The 25,583-nt window shown below is 67.8% G+C and carries 24 protein-coding genes and 1 tRNA gene; 7 read left to right on the top strand and 18 right to left on the bottom strand.

Features of this window, described 5'->3' with window-relative positions:
• Nucleotides 1-109: 109 nt before the first annotated feature.
• From KF889_16765 to KF889_16740, 6 genes are all read right to left on the bottom strand, one after another.
• Nucleotides 110-1,651, bottom strand: a complete 1,542-nt coding sequence (locus KF889_16765) for an amidohydrolase family protein (protein ID MBX3501094.1) — start codon at nt 1,649-1,651, stop codon at nt 110-112.
• A gap of 28 nt (nt 1,652-1,679) precedes the next feature.
• Nucleotides 1,680-2,507, bottom strand: a complete 828-nt coding sequence (locus tag KF889_16760; GenBank protein ID MBX3501093.1) for an ABC transporter ATP-binding protein — start codon at nt 2,505-2,507, stop codon at nt 1,680-1,682.
• Nucleotides 2,497-3,426: an ABC transporter permease gene (locus KF889_16755; protein MBX3501092.1), complete on the bottom strand. Its 930-nt coding sequence runs from the start codon at nt 3,424-3,426 to the stop codon at nt 2,497-2,499. Before KF889_16755 ends, KF889_16760 begins: the two co-directional genes overlap by 11 nt.
• Entirely contained in the window at nt 3,426-4,463 is a 1,038-nt protein-coding gene (locus KF889_16750) for an ABC transporter substrate-binding protein (GenBank protein MBX3501091.1), read from the bottom strand. Before KF889_16750 ends, KF889_16755 begins: the two co-directional genes overlap by 1 nt.
• A 563-nt stretch (nt 4,464-5,026) precedes the next feature.
• Nucleotides 5,027-5,293: a hypothetical protein gene (locus KF889_16745; GenBank protein MBX3501090.1), complete on the bottom strand. Its 267-nt coding sequence runs from the start codon at nt 5,291-5,293 to the stop codon at nt 5,027-5,029.
• On the bottom strand, nt 5,287-5,538 hold the full coding sequence (locus KF889_16740; GenBank protein ID MBX3501089.1) for a hypothetical protein: 252 nt from the start codon (nt 5,536-5,538) through the stop codon (nt 5,287-5,289). Before KF889_16740 ends, KF889_16745 begins: the two co-directional genes overlap by 7 nt.
• Nucleotides 5,539-5,599: 61 nt before the next feature.
• On the opposite strand from KF889_16740, the gene KF889_16735 reads away from it, so the two are divergent.
• Nucleotides 5,600-6,385: a class II aldolase/adducin family protein gene (locus KF889_16735; GenBank protein ID MBX3501088.1), complete on the top strand. Its 786-nt coding sequence runs from the start codon at nt 5,600-5,602 to the stop codon at nt 6,383-6,385.
• 162 nt (nt 6,386-6,547) lie between these two features.
• Here KF889_16735 and KF889_16730 read toward each other — a convergent pair whose 3' ends face one another.
• The 3 genes from KF889_16730 to KF889_16720 form a co-directional block, all read right to left on the bottom strand.
• Nucleotides 6,548-7,456, bottom strand: a complete 909-nt coding sequence (locus KF889_16730; GenBank protein MBX3501087.1) for an acetamidase/formamidase family protein — start codon at nt 7,454-7,456, stop codon at nt 6,548-6,550.
• A gap of 27 nt (nt 7,457-7,483) precedes the next feature.
• A complete protein-coding gene (locus KF889_16725; protein MBX3501086.1) occupies nt 7,484-8,476 on the bottom strand; it encodes a DUF2332 domain-containing protein in 993 nt (330 codons plus the stop codon).
• A gap of 64 nt (nt 8,477-8,540) precedes the next feature.
• Complete coding sequence (locus tag KF889_16720; GenBank protein ID MBX3501085.1) at nt 8,541-11,072, bottom strand: PAS domain S-box protein; 2,532 nt, start codon at nt 11,070-11,072, stop codon at nt 8,541-8,543.
• A 200-nt stretch (nt 11,073-11,272) separates the two neighbouring features.
• Here KF889_16720 and KF889_16715 point away from each other — a divergent pair, with 200 nt between their 5' ends.
• From KF889_16715 to KF889_16705, 3 genes are all read left to right on the top strand, one after another.
• Entirely contained in the window at nt 11,273-12,553 is a 1,281-nt protein-coding gene (locus KF889_16715) for a Rieske 2Fe-2S domain-containing protein (protein ID MBX3501084.1), read from the top strand.
• Entirely contained in the window at nt 12,514-13,050 is a 537-nt protein-coding gene (locus tag KF889_16710) for an aromatic-ring-hydroxylating dioxygenase subunit beta (GenBank protein ID MBX3501083.1), read from the top strand. The genes KF889_16715 and KF889_16710 overlap by 40 nt, the downstream gene beginning before the upstream one ends.
• Before the next feature lie 144 nt (nt 13,051-13,194).
• Nucleotides 13,195-13,521 (top strand): hypothetical protein, encoded by a 327-nt coding sequence (locus KF889_16705; GenBank protein ID MBX3501082.1) that lies wholly within the window; start codon nt 13,195-13,197, stop codon nt 13,519-13,521.
• Nucleotides 13,522-13,602: 81 nt separating this feature from the next.
• On the opposite strand, the gene KF889_16700 is transcribed toward KF889_16705, so the two are convergent.
• The 4 genes from KF889_16700 to KF889_16685 form a co-directional block, all read right to left on the bottom strand.
• Nucleotides 13,603-13,956 carry a cupin domain-containing protein gene (locus tag KF889_16700; protein ID MBX3501081.1) on the bottom strand — a complete coding sequence of 118 codons (354 nt, stop codon included), beginning with the start codon at nt 13,954-13,956 and terminating at the stop codon, nt 13,603-13,605.
• 62 nt (nt 13,957-14,018) lie between these two features.
• Entirely contained in the window at nt 14,019-15,305 is a 1,287-nt protein-coding gene (locus KF889_16695) for a TRAP transporter large permease (protein MBX3501080.1), read from the bottom strand.
• A gap of 5 nt (nt 15,306-15,310) precedes the next feature.
• Nucleotides 15,311-15,940 carry a TRAP transporter small permease gene (locus KF889_16690; GenBank protein MBX3501079.1) on the bottom strand — a complete coding sequence of 210 codons (630 nt, stop codon included), beginning with the start codon at nt 15,938-15,940 and terminating at the stop codon, nt 15,311-15,313.
• Between the two features lie 63 nt (nt 15,941-16,003).
• Nucleotides 16,004-17,056, bottom strand: a complete 1,053-nt coding sequence (locus KF889_16685; protein ID MBX3501078.1) for a TRAP transporter substrate-binding protein — start codon at nt 17,054-17,056, stop codon at nt 16,004-16,006.
• A 218-nt stretch (nt 17,057-17,274) separates the two neighbouring features.
• Between KF889_16685 and KF889_16680 the strand changes: the two genes are divergently transcribed.
• Nucleotides 17,275-17,364: transfer RNA gene (locus KF889_16680), tRNA-Ser, on the top strand.
• 97 nt (nt 17,365-17,461) lie between these two features.
• The gene (locus tag KF889_16675) at nt 17,462-17,719 is read left to right on the top strand and encodes a GIY-YIG nuclease family protein (protein MBX3501077.1); all 258 of its coding nucleotides are present in this window, start codon (nt 17,462-17,464) and stop codon (nt 17,717-17,719) included.
• Nucleotides 17,720-17,828: 109 nt separating this feature from the next.
• Here KF889_16675 and KF889_16670 read toward each other — a convergent pair whose 3' ends face one another.
• The 4 genes from KF889_16670 to KF889_16655 all read right to left on the bottom strand — a co-directional run bounded on the left by KF889_16670 (nt 17,829) and on the right by KF889_16655 (nt 24,453).
• Nucleotides 17,829-21,386, bottom strand: coding sequence for an autotransporter outer membrane beta-barrel domain-containing protein (locus tag KF889_16670; GenBank protein MBX3501076.1), 3,558 nt, complete (start codon nt 21,384-21,386; stop codon nt 17,829-17,831).
• A 188-nt stretch (nt 21,387-21,574) separates the two neighbouring features.
• Nucleotides 21,575-22,909, bottom strand: coding sequence for a Rieske 2Fe-2S domain-containing protein (locus tag KF889_16665; GenBank protein ID MBX3501075.1), 1,335 nt, complete (start codon nt 22,907-22,909; stop codon nt 21,575-21,577).
• A 135-nt stretch (nt 22,910-23,044) separates the two neighbouring features.
• A complete protein-coding gene (locus tag KF889_16660) occupies nt 23,045-23,200 on the bottom strand; it encodes a hypothetical protein (protein ID MBX3501074.1) in 156 nt (51 codons plus the stop codon).
• 116 nt (nt 23,201-23,316) lie between these two features.
• Nucleotides 23,317-24,453, bottom strand: coding sequence for an alcohol dehydrogenase catalytic domain-containing protein (locus KF889_16655; GenBank protein ID MBX3501073.1), 1,137 nt, complete (start codon nt 24,451-24,453; stop codon nt 23,317-23,319).
• 122 nt (nt 24,454-24,575) lie between these two features.
• On the opposite strand from KF889_16655, the gene KF889_16650 reads away from it, so the two are divergent.
• A complete protein-coding gene (locus KF889_16650; GenBank protein MBX3501072.1) occupies nt 24,576-25,193 on the top strand; it encodes a DUF938 domain-containing protein in 618 nt (205 codons plus the stop codon).
• Here the strand turns inward: KF889_16650 and KF889_16645 are convergent.
• Nucleotides 25,159-25,464 (bottom strand): hypothetical protein, encoded by a 306-nt coding sequence (locus tag KF889_16645; protein ID MBX3501071.1) that lies wholly within the window; start codon nt 25,462-25,464, stop codon nt 25,159-25,161. The genes KF889_16650 and KF889_16645 overlap by 35 nt on opposite strands.
• Between the last annotated feature and the right edge of the window lie 119 nt (nt 25,465-25,583).

Here is a 25,583-nt window from a genome sequence, read left to right as displayed (position 1 = left end):
CTCCTCCCGCCGCCATAGTTGGTCGATAGTGCATGATGGAAGAGGTCGCAAGCGGGCAGATGCCGCGCCGCCGGCGCGGTCGCGCGGGGAGCCGGTCGGGGCGCCGTCGCTAGATCATCGAGCTCGGTCGATAGAACGGCTGGTGCTTCGAGGTGTCGATGTATCCCTCGTAGAATTTCCGCACGTGCGGCAGCAAGGCCACCGAGAGCTTGCGCCGTTCGACCTCGTCGTCGGCCAGCGCCTTGCTGAGATCGTCGTGCAGCGCCTTCAGCGCCGCCGTCCGGTCGACCTTGGTGAACACGCCGCCCTGGTAGATCACCTCGCCGTCGCACATGGTCATGGTGACGGCGTCGTTCTTCGCCCGTTGCACGACAGCGTCGAGCGTCGGTGTCAGCTCGTCGAGATAGGGATACGCCACCTTGTCCCAGTCGATCAGCACCATGTCGGCGCCCTTGCCGACCTCCAGGGTGCCGAGCGTCTCGCCGTAGGGCGTGGTCTTCGCACCGCCGACGGTTGCCATGCGCAGCACCTGCGCCATGGTCGGCACGTCGGCCTCGATCATGCCGGGCACGCGATGGGCACGCAGCACGAGTTTGAGCTCCTGCAGCATGTCGCGATCGTCGTTGATGCCGGCCTCGTCGAGTCCGATCGCCGTGTTGACGCCCTTCTTCTCGAAGTGATTGAGCGCCGCCACGCCCGAGCGCAGGCGGAAGTTGGAGGAGCAATTGTGGCAGACGCAGCCGCCGGCAGCGGCGAGGCGGTCGATGTCGGCCTCGTTCAGCCACACGCCGTGGCCCAGGGTCAGGCGCCTGGTCACCATGCCGAAGCGGTCGATGTACTCCAGCGCCGTGCACTTGCCGCGCCGCCAGGCGTATTCCTTCTGGTAGGCGGTCTCGACCAGATGCATGTGCATCGGTGCGTCGTATTTCGACGAGGCGTCGGAGAGCTTGGTCAGCGCCTCGTCCGAGCACCAGTGCAGGTTGGCGGGGGCCAGCTGGATCTTGACCCGCCGCTTGTTGTGATGCTGCGCATGGAACGACCTGAACATGTCCATCGCATCGTCGAGGCCCATGCGGAACCGGTCGTACCAGCGCTGCATCGGCCCCTGCAGCTCCGTGGGCAGCGACTTCACGAACTCGTCGTCGGCCTGGTAGACGAGCCGGTTCTGGTCGCGCACCGCGTAGCAGTAGCTGACGCGCATGCCGACATCCTCGTAGGCGCGGATCGTGTCGCTGGCCCGCCTCTCGACATCGGGCAGCGTGCCCGGCATCCAGCCCTGGATATGCTGCACCGTGGTGATGCCCGAGCCGATCATCTCGAACGCCGAATAGAGCGTGTCGAGATAGAGGTCGACGTTGCGGATCACCATGCGGGTGATGAACCACAGCTCCAGCGGCATGTCGGGCGAGCCGAGCTGCACCGGCGTCAGGCCGACATGATGGTGGCCGTTGACGAAGCCCGGCAGCAGGATCTCCTTGCCGGTGCCGATGACCGGCGCGTCGGGATATTTTCGGTGCAGGTCCTCGTAGGTGCCGACGGCGGCGATCACGCCGTCCTCCTGCAGCACCGCGCCGTCCTTGATCTCGTTCCAGGTGAACCGGTCCCTGGTGCCGGTGACGGCGGCACGGCTGCGGATCAGGCTGGTGGCCATGTGGATTTCCTCCGGCGTTACTTGGGATTCAGGCGGTGACGGCCAGGGCTTCCTGTTCGGCGAAAGCGCGATCGACCTCATCGCGCAGCAGGTCGCTGAGCTGGATGCGCAGCGCCTCGGCCTCGCGCGAGAACAGGTTGCGCGGTCGCGGCAGGTCGATCGGCACGATGGTCTTGATGCGGCCGGGCCGCGCGGTGAACACGACGACCCGGTCGGCCAGCGCCACCGCCTCGTCGATGTGATGGGTGACGAACAGTACAGAAGCGCCGGAATCGCGCCAGACGTCGAGCAGGAAGTCCTGCATGCGCGCTCGGGTCTGCACGTCGAGGGCCGCGAACGGCTCGTCCATCAGCAGCACCTTGGGCCGCATGGCGAGCGCGCGGGCGACGGCGACGCGCTGGCGCATGCCGCCCGACAGCTCGTCGGGACGCTTCGCCATGGCGGCGATCAGGCCCACGCGCTGCAGGGCTTCGGCGGCGACGGCGCGGCGCTCCGCCTTGGGCGCGCCGCGTATCGACAGGCCGAAGCTGACGTTTTCCCACACCGTCAGCCAGGGAAACAGCGAGGTCTCCTGGAAGATCAGGCTGCGCTGCGGCGAAGGCGAATCGATGATCTCGCCGAACGACCAGATGCTGCCTGACGTGGCGTCCTCGAGGCCGGCGATCAGGTAGAGCAAGGTGCTCTTGCCGCAGCCCGACGGGCCGAGGAAGACCACGAACTCGCCCGGCGCGACGTCGAGGTCGATGTCGCGCAACGCTTCGTGGGCTCGACGGGTGCCGGCCGCCCATGTCTTGCCCGCACCGCGGCAGACAACGGCGTCCCTGGACGAGAGGGTCGGCGCCTTGTCAAAGGCCACGCAGCTTCTCCTTGGTGTCGGGCAGCCAGTAGAGGATGCGCTTCTGCGCCATGCGCAGCAGCCAGTCGAAGGCGAAGCCCAGCACGCCGATCACGGCGATGGTGAAGAACACCAGCGACGGGTTGAAGGTGTTGCGCGCCAGCATGATGACCTGGCCCATGCCGTAGCCGACGCCGGTCGACTCGGCGACCAGCACCACCATCCAGGCGCCGAACAGGTTCAGCCGCAGCACCGCCAGCATGCCGGGCAGGATGGCGGGCACGATCACCCGTCCGTAGATCTGCCGCTTGGTGGCACCCATGGTGCGCGCCACGTTGATCAGGTTGGGGCTCACCCCGTCGATCTGGTTGATGGTCGCCAGCACCATGTGGAAGAACAGCGCCACCACGACCATGAAGATGGCCGGCGCGTTGCCGATGCCGAACAGGAAGATCGCCACCGGCAGCCAGGCGATCGGCGACACCGGCGACAGCAGCGTGACGGTGGGCAGCACCAGCCTGTCGAAGAGCTGATTGTAGCGGATCAGCACGCCAATGCCGATCGCCAGGACCGAGGCCAGCACCAGCCCGACGAACACGCGCATCGTCGTGGCGGCAACAGTGATCATCACCGATTCCAGGGCCGACGGGCTCTCGCCCATGGCGTTGCCGACCTGCCAGCGCGTCGCGGTGTTGAAGAACTTGCCCTGCTCGGCGAAATTGCTGAGGAAGATGTGCGGCGGCGGCAGCAGCTGGGGATCGGCCCAGCCCACCGCCCAGCACAGCTCCCAGATGCCCGCGAACAGACCGACGGACAGGCAGCCCCAGCCGATCTTGGACATTATGTCGAGGCCCGCTGCCGGAATGAGCGGCCGCGAGGGCGTCGCCGGGCCGGCCGGCCGGGCGGCGCCCTCGTGCTCGCCGCGCGCGACGACGGCCATCAGGCGGACTTGTACTTGAGCTTGCCGTAGAGGTCGGGATTCTCCTTGATCACCGCCTCGAGCATAGTCCAGTCGATGGCGTCGCGGCCCGGCTTCTTCTTGATGTAGCCCATCTCCACGACGCTGTCGGTGCGCTGCAGGATGAAGTCGGTCTGGCTGCGCGCGTCGACCACGGCGGGCTGCTTGCCCTGGGCGATCTTGGCGTTTTCCATCGACGTCTTGTAGTACTTGCCGACCAGCTCCTTGAGCACCGCCTCGGTCTGGGTCTCGGCGTCGAGCTGGGCCTGCATCATGCCCTTGATGATCGCCTTCAGCCCGGCCGGATTGTCCTTGATCAGGCTTGCCCGGGCCGCCAGCACGCAGTCGGTGTAGCCCTTGCCGTAGAGGTCGATGCCGTTGGTCAGCATCACCGCGCCCTTGACGTCGTTGACCAGCGCCGAGGCGTAGGGCTCGATGGTGCAGATCCAGTCGATGGCGCCCGCCTTGAAGGCCTCGACCGCCTCCGGCGTGTTGCCCATGTAGCGGACCTTCACGTCCTTGAACGGGATGCCGTTCTTCTTGAGATAGTCGTAGGGCATGACCTCCAGCGTATCCATCTGGAAGGTGCCGAGCGTCTTGCCTTTGAGCTTCTGCGGCGAATCGAGGCCGGGACGCGCGACAATGGCGCAGCCCTCGACGCCGCCGCCGGCGACGATCTTGACCGGCGCGCCCTTGTCGTACAGCGCCATGAAGCTGGTGTAGGGCATCAGGCCGATATCGACCTGGCCCATGCCCAGGAAGGTCACCATCTCGGCCGAGGTCGGCGTGTTGATGAACACCAGCTCGGTGCCGCTCGCCTTGGCGTATTGCCGGGAATGGGCGAGGAAGATGTTGAGGTTGCAGAAGCCCGAACCGTGCGTCGACTTGATCCCGCTGGCGGCGTGCGCCGGTCCGCCCATGCCCGGTCCCAGCGCCATGGTGATCGCGCCAGCGGCGACCGCTCCTTTCAGGATGCCGCGCCGCGACGGCGCGGCGGCGGCGCTTCTCGAGAGGTCCATCGTGGAAAGCTTGGTTGGCAGGTGGGTACAGTCAACGCGGTCACACATGACGGTCCTCCTTGGACATCAGAGTGGTGAAGGGATTTCGGATGTTTCGGTGCTCCGGCCCTGACCAATCCCGGCGATCGCCACGCGGGCGATCGTCATCGAGTTGTCGGCACGCCAACCGGAAAGAACCGCTCAGCAGCGGCCTGCGCTGGGCAAGCATGTGCAAGCGGCGTGCCACGCGTGCGCGGCGCGGCAACGCCGCATCCGCGCACGCGCGCCACGCGGCGCGCCCAAGAGTTGGTCAGATGGCTATTTCTTGATGTCGAGGCCCGCCACGCGTCGCGCCGCCCTGCCCGCCGCCCCTAGCAGAAGGGCGATCGCATATAGCCCTCAACAGGCTGGGGGCGCGCAACTCCTGTGGCGCGGCGGACGATCGACAAGACGCGTCACCGGAGTGGCGCGCCCCGACCAGGCAGCTTCCCGTTCGGGCCGCGTCGCTCCAGCGACGCATCATGAGCGCCGCTGGAGCGGCGTGGCCCGAAGACACCACCAATCCATATGCGATCGCCCTACCCCTAGCAGGGGCCCGGCCGATGGCCGACCACCTGCTTGTCGGCGCACGCCGTGCAGGCATTGCTGTAGGTGTGCCGCGCGTCGTTGGCCTTGTAGCCGCACACCGGCTGGTAGATCTGTGGACAGATCTGCGGCCGCGGTTCGCTGCAGGCGGTGCCCGTGGGCGGCACTGTCGGCGAGGGCCGGTCGCTCTGCTGCGCGGCGGTGCCGGAGGCCAGCAGCATCAGTCCGAGAGCCAGGCTCGGCTGAAATGGCAGGCGCCTCAGCATGTGCCGGGCCTGTGGCTCACCACCTGCTTGTCGGCACAGGCCTCGCAGGCGTTGCCGAAGCTGCGCGAGGCGCCGCGCACGTCGGTGCCGCAGACCGGCCGGTACTCGCGCGTGCACATCTGCGGCCGCTGGCCGGTGCACACGGTGCTCTGCGGCCTGCCGGACGGGGGCGGCGATTGCGGCGTGCAGGCGCCCAACGTCGACAGGACAAGGCCGGCAGCCACCATCAGAACCGCGAACTTCATCACCCGCTCCTTCTCAACCGGCGCTAGACTGGCGGCGCATCATGGCACGGAGTGGGCAGCAATGGACGGTGGTCGCACGATCGGCGCCTCGGTGCGCGAGAGCGTCAGCCCGGCGGAGTGGGAGACGCGGGTGAAGCTGGCGGCCTGCTACCGGCTGGTCGAGCGCTACGGCATGAGCGACATGATCTACACCCACATCTCCGCCCGCGTGCCCGGCGATCACCACCACTTCCTCATCAACCCCTACGGCCTGCTCTATCGCGAGATCACGGCCTCCTCGCTGATCAGGATCGACCTCGACGGCAGGGTCGTGCACCGGCCCGAGGCGGCGATGGGCTGCGACGTCAACCAGGCCGGCTTCGTCATCCACTCGGCCGTCCATGCGGCGCGGCCCGAGGCACAGTGCGTGCTGCACACCCACACCCGTGCCGGCATGACGGTGTCGACGATGAAATGCGGGCTGCTGCCGCTGACCCAGCATGCCATGCGCTTCCATGGCCGCATCGGCTATCACGACTACGAGGGCCCCGCCGTCGACATGGACGAACGCGCGCGCCTGGTCGCCGATCTTGGACCGCACGACGCCATGATCCTGCGCAACCACGGCCTGCTGACCTGCGGACAGACCATCGAGGAAGCGTTCAACGCGATGTACTGGCTGGAGATGGCCTGCAAGGTGCAGGCCGACGCCATGGCGGCCAACACCGAACTCACCCTGCCGACGGCGCAGACCGCCGCCGGCGCCGCCCATCTCTACGACCGCAAGGTGCGCCGGCCATGGGGCATCCTCGAATGGCCGGCATTGATCCGCCTGCTCGATGCGAGCGATCCGAGCTATCGCGACTGACGGCTCATGACGGCTCTGACGGCTCTCTGCCTCCTCCTTCTGTTGAAGGGAGAGGAGGAGATAGATGGGGGGAAGCCGTCACAGCCGTCAGGGTCGACCCGGACTACCCTCGCCGATCGCCAGTAGGAAGGTGCAAAGAGCCGTCCGAGCCGTCATGAGCCGTCATCCCGCTCGCACCACCTCCCTCATCCCGGCCGCCTCGAGCACTGCGCGGGGGATCATCAGCCGGGCGCACATGACGGGACGCGGCGAGGTCCCGACACGCAACTCACCGGTGATGCCCAGCAGCATGTAGGCCTCCTCGCGCGAAAGATTCGTGTGGGCGGCGACGAAATCTACGGCGCCGCGCGAGGCGTCCTCGGTGGCCGCCTCGACGGTCGGGCCCCAGCCGAGGATCTGGATGGTGTCCTTCTGCTCGATGATCGGCCGGTCGAGCGCCACGTTCTTGTTGAGCCCGATCCGGGCGCGCACCGAGGCGCCGCACTCGACACCGGTCCCCGAGATGATGCCGTCGCTGATCACCGCGTGCGGGTCGGCGAAGAAGACCTGGGCGCCGGGATGGATCACCGGCAGGTGCACGCGCGAGCCGACGCCGACATCGCGCTGGTCGAAGTCGCCGCCATAGGCGCCGGCATGGCTCGGCTTGTAGCCATCGGGCGGCATGGTCGAGATCGTGCCGAGATTGGGGTAGAGCGGGATCGGAATCCGCCCTCCGAACCACGCCTTGCCGTCGCGCACCGGACAGGCGAGCGCCTTGGGCTCGGCGAACTCCTCCTTCAGCACGCCGAACTGCCTGAGGATCGCGGTGACACCGTCGGGACCCGGCGTGATCTCCAGCAGGTCGATGGCCACCGCATCGCCCGGCTCCGCGCCATGGACGACGATCGGCCCGGCGATCGGGGTCAGCGGATGGCCCTCGCATTCCGGCGTGAACGGCACCGGCACGGTGCGCACATCCTCGATCTCCGCCAGCGAGCCAAGCACCTCGATGCGGAACTCCTCGTCCGGCTGCACCTTCATCACCGGCGGCGTGTTGGGATTGATGCTGAACAGATAGGCGTGACGCGGCATGGACTCCTCCCCTGCCCCGCGAGGCTATCAGAGCGCTGGGTCGGCGATCCATCGCAGCGAGGCGCCGTGCGGATCGGTCCAGGCGACCGGCGCGCCGTTGACCGCCATCAGGAAATCGCCGGCGCGCGGCGGCTCACCGGCGCCCTCGGCATGCTCGGCAAAGACGCGCGGCGATTCGTTGGCGATCCAGCACGGACAAAGCGTGCGCACCGTCGCGGCGAAGCGCTGGCGCGCGGCGCGGTCGGCGACATAGCCCAGCACCGCGGTATGAAAGACGACCAGGGTCGCGCTTTTCGGCGCCAGCGCGCAGAGCTCCGTGAGCTTCTCGCCCAACAGGTCGCCCCGCTCGATGCGCGGCTTCTGCAGTGCCGCGATCTTCAGCGCGCGCCGCAGCCGATCCAGGCGCTCGCTCTGCTCGGGCCAGACCAGCGTCTCGAGCCACGCCGCCTGCGCGCGATCGGCGGCGTCGATCGGCTCGAGATCGAGGCCGGCGCGCCAGACGATGAAGGGCAGTGCCTCGGGCAGGGGCGTGTCGGCATCGGCCTGGCAGGCGAAGACCGGCGCCTCGATCGGCAGCGGCCGCGGCGCCAGCGCCCGCCGCCCGTAATCGTAGCCATAGAAATCCGGCAACAGGCACAGGCCGGCCGAGGCGCCGACCTCGATCAGCGCGATGGGCTGCGGCAGCCGCGCGAGGATCGGCAGCAGCACGGCCGAGCGCGCCGGCTCGTTGGTCTGCGTCGAGCGCGCCAGCATCAGCGCGCGAACCGCGTCGCTGTCGCCGAGCAGCGACGCGCGGAAGCGCTGCCAGTCCGGCGCCATGCCGTGCAGATGACGCACCGCCGCCAGCAGCAGGTTGGGCTGGCGTTTTGCTTCCGGCAGGCCCGCCAGGAAGTTGAGAACCTCGATATCACCGACGATGCCGCGCGTGATGCCCTCGTAGAGCGGCGAGCGGCCGCGCGCCTCCTCCTCGGCGAAGCGCAGATAGCGGGCGGCGAGCCTGTGGCGTTCCTGGTCGTCCATGCGGCATCACCATCGCAGGCGAACGCGGCACGCGCCAACTTCTCGCGGCGAGAAGGGAAAGTGCTCAGGCCTTTGCGGGAAAGTGCAGGACGATGTGCGTGCCCAGCCCGATGTCGGACTGGACGGTGACGAAGCCGCCGGACTGCGCGACGAAGCCGTGGATCTGGCTCAGCCCCAGCCCGGTGCCCTTGCCGACTTCCTTGGTGGTGAAGAAGGGCTCGAAGATGCGCGCGCGCACGTCTTCGGGCATGCCGCTGCCATTGTCGCTGATGGTGACGGCCACCCAGTGCCCGAGGCGCAGCTCGCTCGAGGCGGCGGCCTCGCGCGGACCGATGACGCGATTGTCGATGGCGATGCCGATCTCGCCGCTTCTCTCGCCGATGGCGTCGCGGGCGTTGACCACCAGGTTCATGACGGCGGTCTCGAGCTGGGTACGGTCGAGCACGCAGCGCTTGCGGCCGGGCGCGGTCTGCACCACCAGCTCGATGGCCGGCGGGACGGCGGAACGCAGCATCTTGTGCAGGTCCCGGACCACGTCGACGACGTCGAGTTCGACCGGCGCCAGCTCCTGGCGGCGCGAGAAGGCCAGCAAGCGGTTGGTCAACGCCGCCGCCTGCTCGGTCGCCTTCAAGCCGGTCTCGGCGCAGGCGTGGATGTCGGTGCCCTCGAGCTCGAGCGCGACGATGTCCTCGAAGCTGGCCATGATCACGGCCAGCGTATTGTTGAAGTCATGGGCGATGCCGCCGGTGAGCTGGCCTACGGTCTCCATCTTCTGTGCCTGGCGCAGCTGATCCTCGATCGCCTTGCGAGCACTGATGTCCATGCGCACGCTGATCGTGCCGCCATCGGCGGTGCGCCGCTCCAGCACTTGGATCCAGCGTCCGTCGCGCAGGCGGACCTCGCTGTCGGTCTGGCCGCGGCGGAACTCGGCCAGACGTTCGCGGTACCAGGCCTCCTTGCGCCCGACGCAGGCGGCATAGGCCTCGCTTTCGGCGGCGGCGCGCACCGTCTCCTCGACGGTCTGGCCGATGCGCGCGTTCAGCCTGGTGTCGGCCGGCGCCCAGCTCTTGCCGTTGGTCAGCACCAGCTTCTCGTCGCGATCGTAAAGGCGGAAGCTGCCGGGAAAGGCCTCGATCGCCTCGGCCAGCCGCGTGCGGGCGAGCTTCTGCTCGGTGACGTCGCGCGCCAGCGCCAGGCCGACCCGACGGCCGTCATACTCGATGATCCGCACGGCGCACTCGGCGTCGAAGATGGTGCCGTCCTTGCGCCGGTGCCGCATAAGGTAAGGCGTGTCCGGCAGATCGGCGATGGGGCCGCGCAGACGCGAGGGCTCCTGCGGCGCATGGGTGTCGTACAGTGTCATCGAGAGCAATTCGTCACGCGTCCAGCCGTACTGGCGGATCGTGGCGGCGTTGACCTCGAGGAAGCGCCGTGTGTCGAGGTCGAAGACGCACACCGCGTCGGGGGTGGCGTCGAACAGCGTGCGATAGCGTTGCTCGCTGCGTTGGCGCCGGTTCTGCGACGCCCACAGGGCGGTGGCGACGTCGTCGGTCTCGCGCAGCCCGGTCGATGCCGGTGGCAGCACGATGTCGCTGCCAGCGGTCGCGGCGATCGTCCGCAGATTGCCGATCGGCTCGGCGATGCGCCGCGCCGCGATCAGGGCCAGCGCCAGTCCAATCGCGAGAAAGATGCCGCCGATCGCCAGCGTGCGCAGGGCCGAGGCGATCGCCGGTCCGGTCAGCTGCTCTCGAGGGATGCCGAGGATGACCGTCCAGCCGAAGGTCTCGCCGCGGGTGAACACCGCCAGCAACGGCGCGCCGTCACGCGACGACAGCTCCACCACACCTGACGGCCCCGCCCGCAGTGCCTCCAGCAGGGCGGGCTGGGTCTTCTGGCCGACATGGCGCAGCGAGTGCGGCGAGCGCGAGATGATCACGCCCTGCCGGTCGACCAGCTCGACGATCCAGTCGCCTGGCGGGCGGTGCTGGTCGACCAGGCCGGCGAAGGTCGCTGCCTGGGGATTGAGCGCGATCACGCCGGCGAGCTGCCCGTGCTCGTCGTGGAACGGCACGTCGATCGATACGACGAAGCGCCGCACGACCTGTCCATAGAACAGGTCGGACACGCTCGGCTGTCCCGTCGCCAGAGCCTGCCGCAGCGTGGTGAGGTCGCGCCGCCGCGGCAAGAGCTCGCCGGGCGCAACCGCCGTGTTCATGAGCTGCTGGCCGTCGGGGCGCAGCAGCAGGATGTTGGCGCCGGGAAACTGCTGGTCGATCACGTCGTTGGCGCGGCGGCGGAAGCCGATCATGTCCTGCTCAAGCAGGCGGCGCGACTGGGCCAGGACCTGCATGGCGGCGATGCTGCGCCGCAATTCGCTGTCGACGGCGATGGCCATCGCCCGCGCCAGCAGCTGCCGCTCGCGACCGACGCGCTCGACGGTGGCGCGATAATCCCGGTAGCCGTCGATCAGGCCGAACGCAGTCATCGGCACGACGGCGGCCAGCACCAGCAGGCTCAGGCGCAGGCGCAGCGGCAGGTTCACACGGCGCAGCAGGCCCTGTGGCGGTCTCGGGCCGTCCTGGCTACGGTCCTGCACGATTTCCACAAACCCTCCAGGTGCCGGGCGAACGCCAGCGCCGCGCCACGATCGACGCTTGTCCCACATCGTGCCGATGCGATGCGGGCCCAAATGATCCAATCTGAAGCGATGCTGCAGCATGAACGCGGCCACCCGAACCGGTTGTCAGGTCGGCGGCCGGGGGCTTGAATGCGGGCAAAGGCGCGGGAGGACATGTCATGACGGGCCGATACGCCGCCCTGGTGCGCGAGGATCGCGTGCACGGTAGCCTGTACACCGACCCGCGCATCTTCGTCGAAGAGATGGACCGCATCTTCCGGCGCGGCTGGGTCTTCCTCGGCCATGAATCTGAGATCGCCGCGCCGGGCGACTGGGTGGTCCGGCCGATCGGGCTCGAATCGGTGATCCTGGTGCGGGACCGCGAGGGTCGGATCCAGGTGCTGGCCAATCGCTGCGCCCATCGCGGCAACCGGCTGTGCTGGAAGGAGCGCGGCCACGACAGCCGCTTCCAGTGCATCTACCACGGCTGGACCTTCGGCCTGGACGGCAGCCTGCGTGCCGTCTCGCACAAGGCTGGCTTCGACCGCGACCGCGCCGACATGCCGCTCGACCGTGCCGGCCAGGTCGGCAGCCATCGCGGCTTCATCTTCGCCAACATGTCGGGCGACGCGGGGCCGCTGGCCGATCATCTGGGCGTCGGCGGCCGCGACCTGATCGAGCGGCTGTGCGATCTCTCGCCCACCGGCAACATCCATTTCGGCGCCGGCTGGATCGGCCATCGCATAGAGTCGAACTGGAAGATGTGGCCGGAGAGCGACAGCGACGGCTACCATCTCGACTTCGTGCACGCCTCGATGCTGCGCGCCGTGCCGGACAATTACTATGACGAGACGGTGATCGGCGGCGAATCAAAGAACGTCTCGCGCGCCATCGACCATGGCGGCGGCGTCAGCGAGCTCGATCTGCGGCCGAGCTACCGCCGTGAGCTCGCGTGGCTGGGCACGACGCGCGACAAGATCGCCTCGTACTGCGCGGCGCTGGAGGCCAGGCACGGCAAGGAGCGCGCCGATCGCCTGCTGTGGGACGGCCCGCCGCACGGCTTCATCTTCCCCAACCTGTTCCTCGGCGAAGGCAACGTAGCGCGCGTCGATCCGGTCGATGTCGGCACGGTGCTGCACGTCCATACGGCGCTGCAGCTCGAGGGCGTCGACCAAGTGCTCAATCGTCGCCTGGTGCGCCAATCGGAGGCCGGGCTGGGGCCGGCCAGCTTCATCGTGCCCGACGACGCGATCATCGCCGAGCGCATGCAGATCGGCTTCCAGGGCCTGCAGCCGCCGCTCAATGGCGGAGATAATGGCCCCGGCTGGATCGACCTCAGCCGCGGCCGCGCGCGCGAGAGCCGCGCGGACGACGGCACGCGGGTGGGCCATGTCAGCGACGAGACGACCAACCGCGCCTTCTGGCGCCACTACCGCCATGTGATGGAGAGCCGCGCGTGAGCCCGCTGCCCGAGCCGCTGCGGCGCGAGATCGAGGATTTCCTCTATCTCGAGGCGCGGCTGGCCGACGAGTCGCGCTACGAGGAATGGGAGGCGCTGGTCGCCGACGACATGCAGTACTGGGTGCCGCGCGGCCGCGCCGACTATGATCCCGCCGACCGCCTGTCCTACATCAACGACAACCGCGCCCGGTTGGCCACCCGCATCCGCCAGCTCAAGACCGGGCTGCGCCACGCCCAGACGCCGCCCTCGCCCATGCGGCGCATGGTCTCGAACATCGAGATCCTGGCCGTCGACCACGAGGCCGGCGTCTACACCGTGGGCTCGAACTTCGTGCTCTACGAGCTGGCCGTGCAGGCCGGCGCGGCGCTGCGCGTCTGGCCTGGCCGGGTCACCCACCGCCTGCGCCGCGTCGAGGGCAGGCTGCGCATGTCCCGAAAGGTCGTCGAGCTGGTCACCGCCGAGGCGCCGCAGTGGAACATGGCGTTCCTGATCTAGGCCGACGCGCGGCAAGACGCGTGCTACCACCCCTCCACTCGCTGCTCCAGGCACAAAATATCATCTGTGAACAATACCTTGGCGCAACGATCCGATTTGGACATATCCCCTGAATCGAACTGCCGGCGGCGCCATATTCGGCCCATGCGCGACACCACCTTCATGCCCCGAACCGTGAGCGGTCCCGGTGCGGCCGAGCCGTTCATCATCATCTACGATTTCATGCCGACCGGCTATCGGCTGGCCGATAACGGCCGCATGAGCAAGCCGACCGGCGCCGCCGCGACCGGCAGCTGGAAAGCCTATCGGGTACGCCAGGACGGCACGCTGGAGATCGCCCGCGGCCGCGGGATCCTCAGGCACCTGATCGAGGACACGCTGCGCGCGGCAACGAGCGCGACGCCCGACCAAAGCGGCGAGTGGTCAATCGAGCTCACATGTCATCCTCGGGGCCGTCCGCGGCCCCTGTAGCGCAGCGAGGGACCCAGACCGGCCTTGGATCCCTCGCTGCGCTCGTGATGACAGGGGGATATCGATCTCACGCTCGACGCGCTACACGAGCGGCACGTAGTCGTACTCGCCGACGCCTTGCATGATCAGGAAGGTCAGCGAGGTCTGGCCGGCGTTGGTCACCAGGTGTGGCCGGCCGGCTTCGGCGACGAAGCTCTCGCCCGGCTTCAACCGCACCTCCTGCTTCGGCTTCTGCAGGAACAGGCGCATCTCGCCCTCGAGCACGTAGAACGTGTCGCTGATGTTGCTGTGGCAGTGCCACGGCACCTTCTGCGTCGGCGACAGCTGCAGCTCGGCGATGCGAAAGCCCGGGCGCTGCAGATGATAGGCGCGGCGCTCGACCTCGTAGAGGTGGCTGGCGTCCTTCACCGGCTCAAGCTTGCGGGTGGCAGTCATGGCTGGGGATTTGGCGCGCGCAGCGGCTCCGCTGTCAACGCCCGCGCGAGGATCTTCCGGGATCAACCCATCACGAGCCTGGGCAGCCACAGGGCGACATTCGGCAGGATCATCAGCATTCCGATCAGGACCATCATCAGGCTGACGAAGGGCAGCGAGCCCCAGATCACATCGGCAATGGTGCCGCGTTGGCGCATGCTCTGCACGACGTAGAGATTGAGCCCGACGGGCGGCGTGATCAGGGCGGCCTCGATCAGGATCGTCAGCACGATCCCCCACCAGATCGGATCCCATCCGAGGTTCTGGACGATGGGGAAGATGAACGGCGTCGTCAGGATCATCATGGAGATCGTCTCCATGAAGCACCCGAGCACCAGATAGAAGACAAGGATCAGCAGCAGCGTGCCGTACTTGCCGAGGCCGAGGCTTTCGATGGCCTTGCCCATGCCGTCGGTCAGCCCGATCGCGGCGAGCACGAAATTGAGGAACTGCGCGGCCATGATGATCAGCATGATCAATGCCGTGGTGCGCATCGTGCCTTCGAGCACGGCGCGCAGCATCGACAGGCTCAGCCTGCGTTCCCAGGCGGCGAGCAGCAGGGCGGCGATCACGCCGAGCGAAGCGGCCTCCGTGGGCGTGGCCCAGCCGGCATAGATCGACCCGACGACGACGAGAAAGATCAGCAACGGCGCGGCGAGATCCTTGAGCGCGAGAATGCGCCGCCGCCACGTCGTCTCCAGCTTCAGCCCGCCCCGGCTGGGCACCAGGAGGCATCTGACCAGGACATAAAGCATGAACAGGCCGGCCAGGATGGCGCCCGGGATCAGGCCGGCGAGATAGAGGCGTGGAACCGAGGTGTTGGTCAGCAGGCCATAAAGGATGAAATTGATCGAGGGTGGAACGAGGATACCCAGCGTGCCGCCGGCCGCCAGAGACCCCAGGAACAGCCGCTCGTCATACTTGCGCTGCTCGATCTGCGGCAACGCGACGATACCGACGGTCGCGGCGGTCGCGATGCTGGAACCGGACGTCGCCGCAAACATGGCGCAGGTGCCGACATTGGCGTGCATCAGCCCGCCCGGCAGCCACGACAGCCACTGCGCCACCGCGTTGTAGACCCGCTCGGCGATGCCGGAGCGCAGCAGGATTTCCCCCAGCATGACGAAGAGCGGGATGGCGATCAGGATGTACTCGGAGTTCGAGTTCCACAGGATCTCGCCCATCGCCCGATACAGCGGCATCGACGAGAAGAACTCGTTGAGCGCCAGGCCGAGCACGCCCATCACTGCGGCGATCGGAACGCTGATGGCGAGCAGCACGACGAGGATGAGAAGCGCGGCAACGAGCATCGGATCTAGCGCCTGTCGTCTGTGGGGCGAGCCGTCAGATCCGCGCCGGGACGCCTGGCTGAAGCGATGCCGAGCTCGGCAAGCTCGCTCTCGATCTCCTCGTCCTGCGAGACCACGCCCGCGGTCCGGTTTGCGGTGACGTAGTCGCTGCGGCGCAGCGCGGCCAAAGTGCGCAGCGTGGCGACGATGATGGAGAAGAAGAACAGCCCCAGCCCGAACAGCCACGGGATCTGCGGCAGCGCCAGCGGCGTGCGCAGCGGAGTGTTGGCGCGATTACCCTCTACGAAGTTGGCCTCGACCAGGCGAAAGCCGCTATCCAGCAGGGTGTACGCGACGATACCCAGCGCGAGGAGCGCCACGATATCGAGCGCGGCGCGTACCCGCAGCGGCAGGCGGGCGTACAGCGCGTCGATCCGTACATGCCCGCGGGTCACCAGGACGTAGGCAAGCGACCACGTCGTGCCGACGGCGAACAGATAGGCGGCGATCTCGTCGGAGCCCGAGTAGACCACGGTCAGCAGCTTCCGCGAGATCACCTCGGCCGAAACCAGCACCGCGGCCGCCAGCAGCAGAATGCCGCCGATGCAGGCGCACAGGCGCGAGATCCTCGCGGTCGCGTTCCAGATGGTTTCCATGGGCCGCACGGGCCCCGGCATCGAGCAATGCCGGGGCGCCTTCTCCTGGCGCGCGCCGCGACGTCAGTTGGCCTTCGCCGTGAGGCCGTACTTCTTGCCGACCATGTCGTTCCACTTGGCGGCGCATTCCTTTCCGCAGCGGCCCGCCCAGGCGGGCAGCACCACGTCGAGCAGCGCCTTGTCGCGCGCCGCAAGATCGTCGGCGGAGGGCACGACGAGCTTGAGCTTGCCCGGCGCGCCGACAGTGCACTTACCGTTGCCGGTGGTGCAGGCGACGCCCTCGTTCGTCTCCGCCTCGACCAGCGCCCACGACTTGTCGGACAGTCGATCGATTTCCTTCTTCAGCAGGGCCTGGGTCGCCGGGCTGAGCGAATTCCAGGTCCGCAGGTTGACCGCCCAGACCGAGGCGGTGAAGCCGACCGGAAGGCGGAACAGCGTATCCGTCACCTCGTGCCACTTCGCCTTGTAGGCCGGCATCGTGCCGGTGATGCCGCAATCGACCACGCCCTTCTCGAGCGCCGGCACGACCTCGCCGAAGGGCAGGGTCACGGCCGATCCGCCCAGCGCCTTGACGAGATCGGCCTGCGAGGTGCCCTGCACGCGCACCTTCTTGCCCTTGAGGTCGGCGACGCTCTTGATGTCGCCCCGACAGTAGAAGTTCTGCTCCGGCCAGGTGAAGGTGCCGAGCACCAACGCGCCGTGCCGCTCGCGCATCACCGCCTGCATCTCGGGCATCCAGTCGTTGATGATGTCGCGGCTCATCTTGAACGTCCTGGCGACGCCGGCGATGTCCACCGCCTCCACGATCGCCGCGCCGTCCTCGACGTAGATCGGCAGCGCGGCGGCAAAGTCGAATACGCCGGTCTTCAGCAGACGCAGCACCTCGGTGCCCTTGAGGCTGAGCTCGGTGACGGATTTGAGGTTGGCGGTGAGCTTGCCGCCCGACGCGGCCGTCAGTTCCTCGTTCCAGAACGGCACTTCCAGCATCTTCCAGTTGGTCAGGAAGTTCCAGGTGCCGACGACATTGAACTTTCTCTGGTCGATCTGCTGCGCGTGCGCGCCCGTGACCACACACAGCGCTGCAGTCATGCCGATGGCGGCGAGTAGTCGGCGCATCATTGCCTCCCTGATCCTGTTTGGAGAAGCCCGTTCGGGCTCGCTTCTTGTCTTTGTTTGCCGAGTCGTCCCCGAAGCCGAGAATGCATCGAATGGCCGCCTCGTTGAGGCCAGATTGCTGGACCGGAAGGATTTGTGCAACCCCGCGGTGCCGGCGACCGGCCACGACGCGCTGGACGGCCCCGCCCGCCGCCGCTATGTCGCTGCCATCCTCGGACGGACGGGTGGCCGAGCGGTTTAAGGCACCGGTCTTGAAAACCGGCGTGGGTGCAAGCTCACCGTGGGTTCGAATCCCACCCCGTCCGCCACCCTACGCCTTCGGCTTCGGGTGGCTGGCCAGCCCACGCCGGAGGCGTAGGGTGATCTCCCGAAACGGCGAAGCCGCGCAGGGAGACCCTTGAGCCCATGTGGTATGTCTATTTCCTACAATTGAGCAACGGCGACATCTACGTTGGCTCGACCAACGACTTGAAGCGGAGATTATCCTCACACCAGGCCGGGCATGTCCTGTCGACCAAGGCGTACGTACCAGCATCCTTGAAATCCTACGTCGCAGTCGAGACAGAGGAACATGCGAGAGAGCTTGAAGGCTATTTCAAGTCCGGCTCGGGAAAAGCGGTCGCCCTCAAACGCCTGATTCGTAAGAGCAGGCCTCCTCAGTGACCCCAGAAGGTCATGGCGCAAACGTAGTGATCATCACTATCGGACATAACCTGCCATCTGAGGGTTGGCACCCCGTTTCCCGCCAGCCCGCCGGACTATTGATTGCGGACTACCAGCGCATCCTGAACCCCGTGGTGCCGCTCAGGATGTTGCTCCGGCCGAAGCTCTCCAGGCTCGTATTGACCTGCGCCTCGCCAAAGAACGAATACCTGTCGTCGGCCCAGCTGGCCGACCAGCCCAGACCGATGCCGCCGCGCCATGAGTCATTCCTGCTTCTGAAGGACGTTCCCGCCACGTCCACCTGAGAGCCGTCGGCGAAGTCGTGGTAGAGGTTGGCGATCGCGTAGAGATGCGCGCGGGCGGCACGGTCCTGCGCATCGCGCCATTCGCGGCGGTGGTCGACGGCCAGGCCGAGGCGGCCGACCAGGCTCCTGCTCCTGTCGAGCGACACGTCGGCAGCGAAGCTGTCGGTAAAGCGATCGAACTGCACCGAGGAGTATGTGAGCTGCGCCTGCGGCGTCAGCGTCAGCGCGTCATCGAGCGCGATGCGCTGGCCGGCTTCGATGCCCAGCGCGTAGCCCCTGCCGCCATTGTCGTTGACGAGGATTCGCCGGGCCGTGGCGGAGTGAAGATCGCTCTGATACCGCGTCACCTGCGCCTGGCCGTCGAGGTAGAAGCCGGACGCGTCGTACCAGGTCAGCGCCGCCGTCAGGCCGATGCCACTCGTGTCTATGCTGCCGGAGCCGAAGGCCGAGGTGACGCTGGTGGCTATCCGGCCATAGTGGACGGCGGCGCCGCCGATCAGGCGTCCGGCCTCGCTCTCGTAGAGAAGGGCGTCGAAGCCGGCCTGAAGCCTCCAGGTGGTCGCATCGTAGCGGCTGGCGCTGGTCGATATCTTCGGCTCGAAGTCGCCACGGGCGACATCGATGCGTGCCCAGACGCCGCTGAGGTGGGCGCCATTGCCGCCTCCATTGCCGTTGCTCGAGGACGCCCAGGACCTGTTGCCAATGCGCTGCTGCAGGGTTCGCAGTCCGTTGAACACCTGCAGGGAACCGGCATAGGCCTCGTAGAGCGGCACGCCGGGCTGGAAGAGCGGCGCGCTCGGTTGGCTCGCCGTCAGGGCGGAGCGCAGATACCAGTCGCCATCGCCGGGCGTGCTGACGCCGTCCTTGTACAGCCGATAGGCATAGGCGCCGGCGACCACCGCCGGCTCGCCCTCGAAGACGTAGTCGCCCACGAGAGCGAAGGTGCCGTTGGACACGCCGCCGACATCGACGACCTTGATGCCGTCCACGGTCAGTGCGCCAGGGCCGCCGAGATTGATCACCCTGATGTTGGTGGTCCCCGACGTATTGCCGGTAACGACGAGCCGATCGCTGGGCGAGGCGTCGCCGCCAAGCACGGCCTCGATCTCCAGCGTGCCGCCAGCGCCGACATAGTCGCCGTTGATGGTCAGCGTGCCGATGGAGTTGCCCGGCGCGATCGTGCCGGCGGCGAAATTGGTGGTCGGGCCAACCTGGCCGGTACCCTGGAGCCGGCCGCCCAGCACCTCCATCGTGCCGCCCAGCGTGCCGTTGACTTCCAGCGTGCCAGCGAGCACTTGCGACAGACCGGTGAGGCCCGAGAGATCGAGGTTGATGGTCGTCCTGCCGGTGCCGATCTGGCTGAGGCCGCCGGTCCCGGTGACGAGGCCACCGAAGACCAGCGCGTCGGCGCGGTTGAAGGCCAGGACGCCGTCGTTGACGACGTCGCCGACGATCATGCCCGACGTGCCGCCATCGCCCAGGCGCAGCGTGCCGCCGGAGATCGTCGTGCCGCCGCTGTAGGTGTTGTCGCCGCTCAAGGTCTGCGTGCCGGCGGCGAGCGTCAATCCGCCGCTTCCGGAGATGCCGCCCGCGAAGGTGTCGTTCGCGGCGGTGATGACGAGCGTCCTGGTGCCGACGCTCACGCTGCCGTTGCCGGCAAGGCTTCTGATGCTCGAGCTTGGATCCGTCACAGCCGAGATGTCGAAGGTCGCGTCCGCGATCACCCTGGTGGAGGTCGCGACCGCGCCCGAGCCCGACAGGGCGAGCGTGCCGGCGCTGATTTGCGTGGAGCCCGTATAGCTGTGGACGCCCGTCAGCACCCAGGTGCCGCCGCCGGTCTTGGTGAGGGAAGACGAGCCGCCGCTGTCGCCCAGGACGGGGCTCAACGTGTTGGCCGACGTATTGTCGCCGGTCAGCAGCAAGGTGCGTGCGCCCGCGCCGCTCAGCGCAATGGACGCAGCGCTCGTGAAGCTCAGCGCGCCTGAGCCGGACGCGGCAAGACCGCCGCCGTTCGTCGTCAGCGTGAGCTGGCGGTCGGTGCTGGCGCCGATCCCGGTGTATTGCAGCACGCCGCCATTCAGAACCAGATTGGACGCGGCATTGGAGGACAGGCCGATGCCGCTTTGCGCGCCGCCATTGGCAAGATTGGGCGTGCTGAGAACGCCGCCGGAGATCGTAGTTGGACCGTTATAGGCGTTGAGGCCGGACATGACCTGCGTGCCGGCGCCGACCTTGGTGAAGGATATCCCGCTGCCGATCACGCCCTCGTAGACTCCCGACCCGCCTGCCGCGCCGACGGTCAGGATCGTCTGCCCGCCAGTGACTCGATCGATGAAGGCGCTCGATGAGCCATTGAGAGCATCGATGGTCTGGTGACCGGTATTGGCAAATCGGAATCGAGCGTTGCCGAGCATGTTCAGCGTGGTGGTTCCCGGCAAGACGGAGACCGCGTTCACCTGCAGGAGGTTGCCCGGGTTGATCGTGACACTGCCGACAAAATCGTTGGCGCTGCTGTCGATGGTTATCCGCCGGCCGCCCGAGATGGTGATGTTGCCCGTACCAGTGATGGGCCCATTGAAGCTCGTTCGATCCGCGCTTCCGCCGACGAAGGTGACATCACCATTCAGGGTGATGGTCCCGCCGAAGATGGTGCCGTTGCTGCCCGGGTTGAAGACAGTCGTGCCGATCGAGACGGTGCCGGCGCCCGAGCTGTTGACGACAATGTTGTTCGGGATGTTTCCGATGAAGAAGTTGGGGAAGTTCGCCAGCAACGAAACACTCGACGCACCGGTATTGGCATCGCCGAGGATCACCGTTCCGCTGCCGAGAGCCTGGTTCCCGCCGAAGACCAGGGTGCCCTGTGAGACCGTGGTGCCTCCTGTGTAGGTGCTGACGACATTGCCGATGGTCAATGTTCCGCCGCCCGTCTTCACCAGAGCGGCCGAACCGGAGAGCGGCGAACTGATAGTGGCTGAAACGCCGGTGTTCGTGGTGATCGACGCCGTGGTCCCGCTGAGCGCCAGCGCGCCGCCGGTGATCGTGTAGCCGCTGGTGTTGAAGACGAGGCCACCCGCGGAGACCGTGCCGTTCACGGTCACGGTGCCGGCCGTGCCGCCAAACACGGCGGTGCCTCCACTCGCCCATGGCACGGCCATCGCGCCGTCGAACCAATTGACGGTCGTGTTGTCCCAGGCGCCGGTGCCTCCGGCACCGGTCGGGCCGAAACTCAGGGTCTGCGCTCCCGCCGATGCGAAGGCCGCAATCGACAGGAATGTTCCCGCAATGACCGGCAAGGAACGTTGGCTGAGCCGGAAACCCAGCACGGCAAGCCCTGCACGCAGGCGAATCGCCTGCGTGGACAACTTCGAGTATGTCAGGCAACAAGACAAGGCGACTGGGCTGTACCACACCGCCAGACTCTCGGGAAACACCTGCGCCGCTTGACTGCCGAGGACGCCGAAACCCGACTGCCCTGCTACCGCAGGAGCATGCAGGTCTGCTTCCGCTCCTGCATCGCGGGTGCAAAGGACGTACGGATCCGATTTGTGCGCTACTCCGCTGCGCGCGCGGACGGGCTCGTGGGCCGCGCGGCGGCGGCTAGCCGCCGGTCATACACCTCGCGCCACGCGCCCTGATCGTCGCTGACGAAATAGCCACTGCGCGCGCCGCGATAGACGCCGCCATCCTCGACGCCGGGCGGCAGGGTGCCCGCATTGCTGAGCGCGCGAACGGCCATCAGCAGGCGCCGCCGCGTGCGCGTGATCATCTGGTCGGACGGGCCGAGATGCTCGCGCGTGTGATCGACGATCGGCCCCATGCTCTCGGTGATCGCCTGGTCCTGCAGGTGGATGCCGTCGATGCCGCTGTAGATCGCGCTGCTGCGCTGCGCGCGGCGGTCCATTCCCCAGTCGTTGGCCTCGTTGTCGGCCATGCGCCAGCGCCCGAGCCAGTCGGTGGTGTTGGGCAGCAGCCGGTTGCCGCGACCGGTGCCGCCGATCGGCGTGCCGTCGCGGTAGGCCGGCTGGGGCAGCGACATCGCCGAGGTGGCGCGCTTCCACCAGATGAAGACGTACATCGTGTGATGGTCGTCGAGCGGCACCCAGGCGCGGCCATGGGCATGGCTATCGAACTCGCCGTTGGGCGCCTGCGTCCAGAAGGGAAACAGGAAGTTGGCGAAGCGCCAGTAGGTCCTGCCCTCTCCCGCCGATCGGTAGGCGCCGTACTGCGTGCCCCAGGGCACGTCGGCGACGCTGTACTGCGGCGCGCGGATGTTGACGGTGTGGAACAGCGGTTCGTCCTCGCTCAGCCTGGCGGGATCGACGTGGCCGCCATGCAGGTAGCCGAAATGCGCCGTGTCGATCTCGCCCTCGATCGCCTGCAGGTAGTTGCAGTCGCGCCGGACCATGCTGACGTTGATCTCGTCGTCGGGCGCGTCGAGGATCTGCAGGCCCGGCAGCGGCGGCGCCTCGGCGCGCGCGCCCATGTAGACCCAGACCAGCCCAGCCCGCTCGAGCGTGCGGTAGGCGGCGGCCCTGACCTTGTGCTTGAAATCCTGCTCCGGCGGCACGCTCGGCATGTCGATGCACTGCCCCGAGGCATCGAACTTCCAGCCGTGATAGAGGCAGCGCAGGCCGCCCTCCTCGTTGCGTCCGAGGAACAGCGAGGCGCAGCGATGCGGGCAGCGATGGTCCATGACGCCGACCCGGCCGGCGCTATCGCGAAAGGCGATCAGCTTCTCGCCCAGCAGCATCAGGCGCACAGGATCGCCGTCGCGCTCGAGCTCGGCGGATTTGAGCGCCGGAATCCAGTATTCGCGCATGAGCTGGCCCATGGGCGTGCCGGGACCGGTCCGGGTGAGTTCCGCGCCTTCGGCCGAGCTTGTCATGGGTGCCTCCGGGTGCCCCCGAAGGATACGCCACCCGTGCCAAATGCAAAGGGCATGTCGAAGGCGATGGCCGCGCCCTCGACATGCCCTCGTTCCTGGTCCGCGGCCCCCGGCGCTGCCGGAGGCCCTGACGTCTCAGACGCCGCCGCCGCCGAAGCTCAGCACGACGATGCTGATCGCCCCGCCGAAGAACAGGATGGTGAACAGGTTCGACAGCGCCCGCGCCGCGTCGATGACGCGGCTGACGGCAGGGGTCCGGTCGGCTTCGATGGTCGGGCGGCGGCGGAACATTAATTGCTCCTGTAGGCTCGAATATGCCGGCAGGCTAAGTCCGCAGCCGCACGCACGCCATGCCGGATTGATCCATTCTGATCACATCGGCGCGTTCTTGCGCGCGACAGGAATCATCACGCCGCCCCGTGCGGCACCAGAAGCTGGCGCACCGTCGCCACCGCCTGCAGCCGGTCGAAGCCCTCGTTCATCTCCTCGAGCGAGACGCGGCGGCTGACCATGCGGTCGACCGGCAGCCTGCCCTGCTGGTACAGGCCGATGAAGCGCGGGATGTCGCGCACCGGCACGCAGCTGCCCATGTAGCTGCCCTTGATGGTCTTCTCCTCGCTGACCAGGACGCTCTGCGCGAACGAGAACTTGGCGGCGTTGGGCGACAGCCCGGCGCTCACCGTCGTGCCGCCCCAGCGCGTCACCATGTACGCCGTCTCCATCGCCTTGATCGTGCCCGCGAAGTCGAAGGCGTAGTCGACGCCGCCTGAGGTCAGGTCGTGCACCTGCTGCACGTGGTCGGCCTCGCCGGCGTTGACCGTGTCGGTGGCGCCCAGCTGGCGCGCCAGGCCGAGCTTCTCGTCCGACAGGTCGATGGCGATGATACGTCCCGCACCCGCCAGCACCGCACCCAACAGGCCGCTGAGGCCGACGCCGCCCAGGCCGACCACCGCGACGGTGCTGCCCGGCCGGATCTGCGCGGTGTTGACCACGGCGCCCACGCCCGTGACCACGGCGCAGCCGAACAGCGCGGCGACGTCGAGCGGCAGCGAGCGGTCGATCACCACGACCGAGCCGCGATCGACCACGGCGTACTCGGCGAAGCACGAGACGCCCGAGGCATGGCCGATGAACTGGCCGCCGCGCTTCAGTCGCTGGGCGCCCGAGAGCAGCGCGCCGGCGGCGCGCGGCGCCACCGAGCGCTCGCAGATGTACGGCCGTCCCTCAAGGCAGCGCCGGCAGCGGCCGCAGCTGACGTTGAAGGTGAAGCAGATATGGTCGCCGACTTTCACATCGTGCACGCCGGCGCCGACCTCGACGATCTCGCCCGAACCCTCGTGGCCCGGCACCATCGGCACCGGCCGCGGCCGATCGCCGTTGATGATCGACAGGTCGGAGTGGCAGAGCCCGGCGCCCCCGACCTTGACCAGAACCTCGCCCTCGCCCGGCGGATCGAGCTCGATCTCCTCGATGCTGAGCGGCTTGCTCCTGGCGAAAGGCTGCGGCGCGGAACAGGTGGTCAGCACGGCGGCGCGCATCTTCATGGCGTTGTCTCCCGGTCGATCTCGTCGATCCCGAGCTTAGCGGCGAGAAGGCCGGTCGGGCAGCCTCATCTGCAACGCCTCGCCGCTTTGCCGACGAGGCGCATCCGTGGCATCCACTCGGCATGAGCCTGCGCCACGCACCCGCCACCCTGCGCAATCGCGAGCCGATCCTCGCGGTGCTGCGCCGCGTGCTGCCGCGAGTGGGCACCGTGCTGGAGATCGGCTCGGGCAGCGGCGAGCATGCCGCCTTCTTCGCCGCCGCGCTGGCGCCGCTGCGCTGGCAGCCGAGCGATGTCGGCGCCCGCGACTTCGCCAGCATCGCCGGATGGGCGCGCGAGCATGGCGCGACGACGGTCGAAGCGCCTCTCGTGCTCGATGCCGCATCCGATGCGTGGCCGGTGCGTCGCGCCGAGGCGATGTTCAGCGCCAATGTCATCCACATCGCGCCATGGACCGTGACCGAAGGCATGCTGCGCGGCGCCGGCCGGGTGCTGCCGGCCGATGCGCCGCTCGTGCTCTACGGTCCGTTCATGCGCGACGGCCGGCACACCGCGCGATCGAACGCGGCGTTCGATGCCGAGCTGCGGCGCCAGGATCTGTCATGGGGCATCCGCGACCTCGCCGAGGTGCGCGCCGGCGCGGCGACGCATGGGCTGGCGCTCGACGAGATCGTCGAGATGCCCGCCAACAATCTCACGGTGGTGTTCAGAAAAGGTTTGGGATCGCCCGCTGCCGCCTGAGACGGTGCGTCCTTCGCGGCGCCTCCGCGCCGCCGTTCTGCGCGGCCTGGTACGCCGCCTCGCTGAACTCGATCATGCCGCCGCTGATCTCCTTCCAGCCGCGCCGCTCGAAGGCGCGCAGCGCCTCGGACACGGCGCGCGAATCGCAGCCGCGCTGATGCATGCGCAGCTCGAATTCGTGCACCCGGATCTGGCGCGAGCCGACATCGGCGATCACGTCCAGTGCAATGGCGGCGGCGTGCGGCAGGCGGCGTGTGCGAGAGTTCGGCATGATCTGAACCGGTTAAACGCGCGCGCAGCGATTCAGTTACCGTGCGATGCCGCACCCGCTTCGCGCGCCGCCGCGACAGCTTTCTGTGCGATGGCGTACAGTCCGGTCGTTGACCGGCG

This window comes from Alphaproteobacteria bacterium, from assembly GCA_019635875.1.
Taxonomy (GTDB): domain Bacteria; phylum Pseudomonadota; class Alphaproteobacteria; order Reyranellales; family Reyranellaceae; genus JAFAZJ01.
The sequence above is the reverse complement of the archived record's forward strand: the minus strand, read 5'-3'. Positions and strand labels throughout refer to the sequence as shown.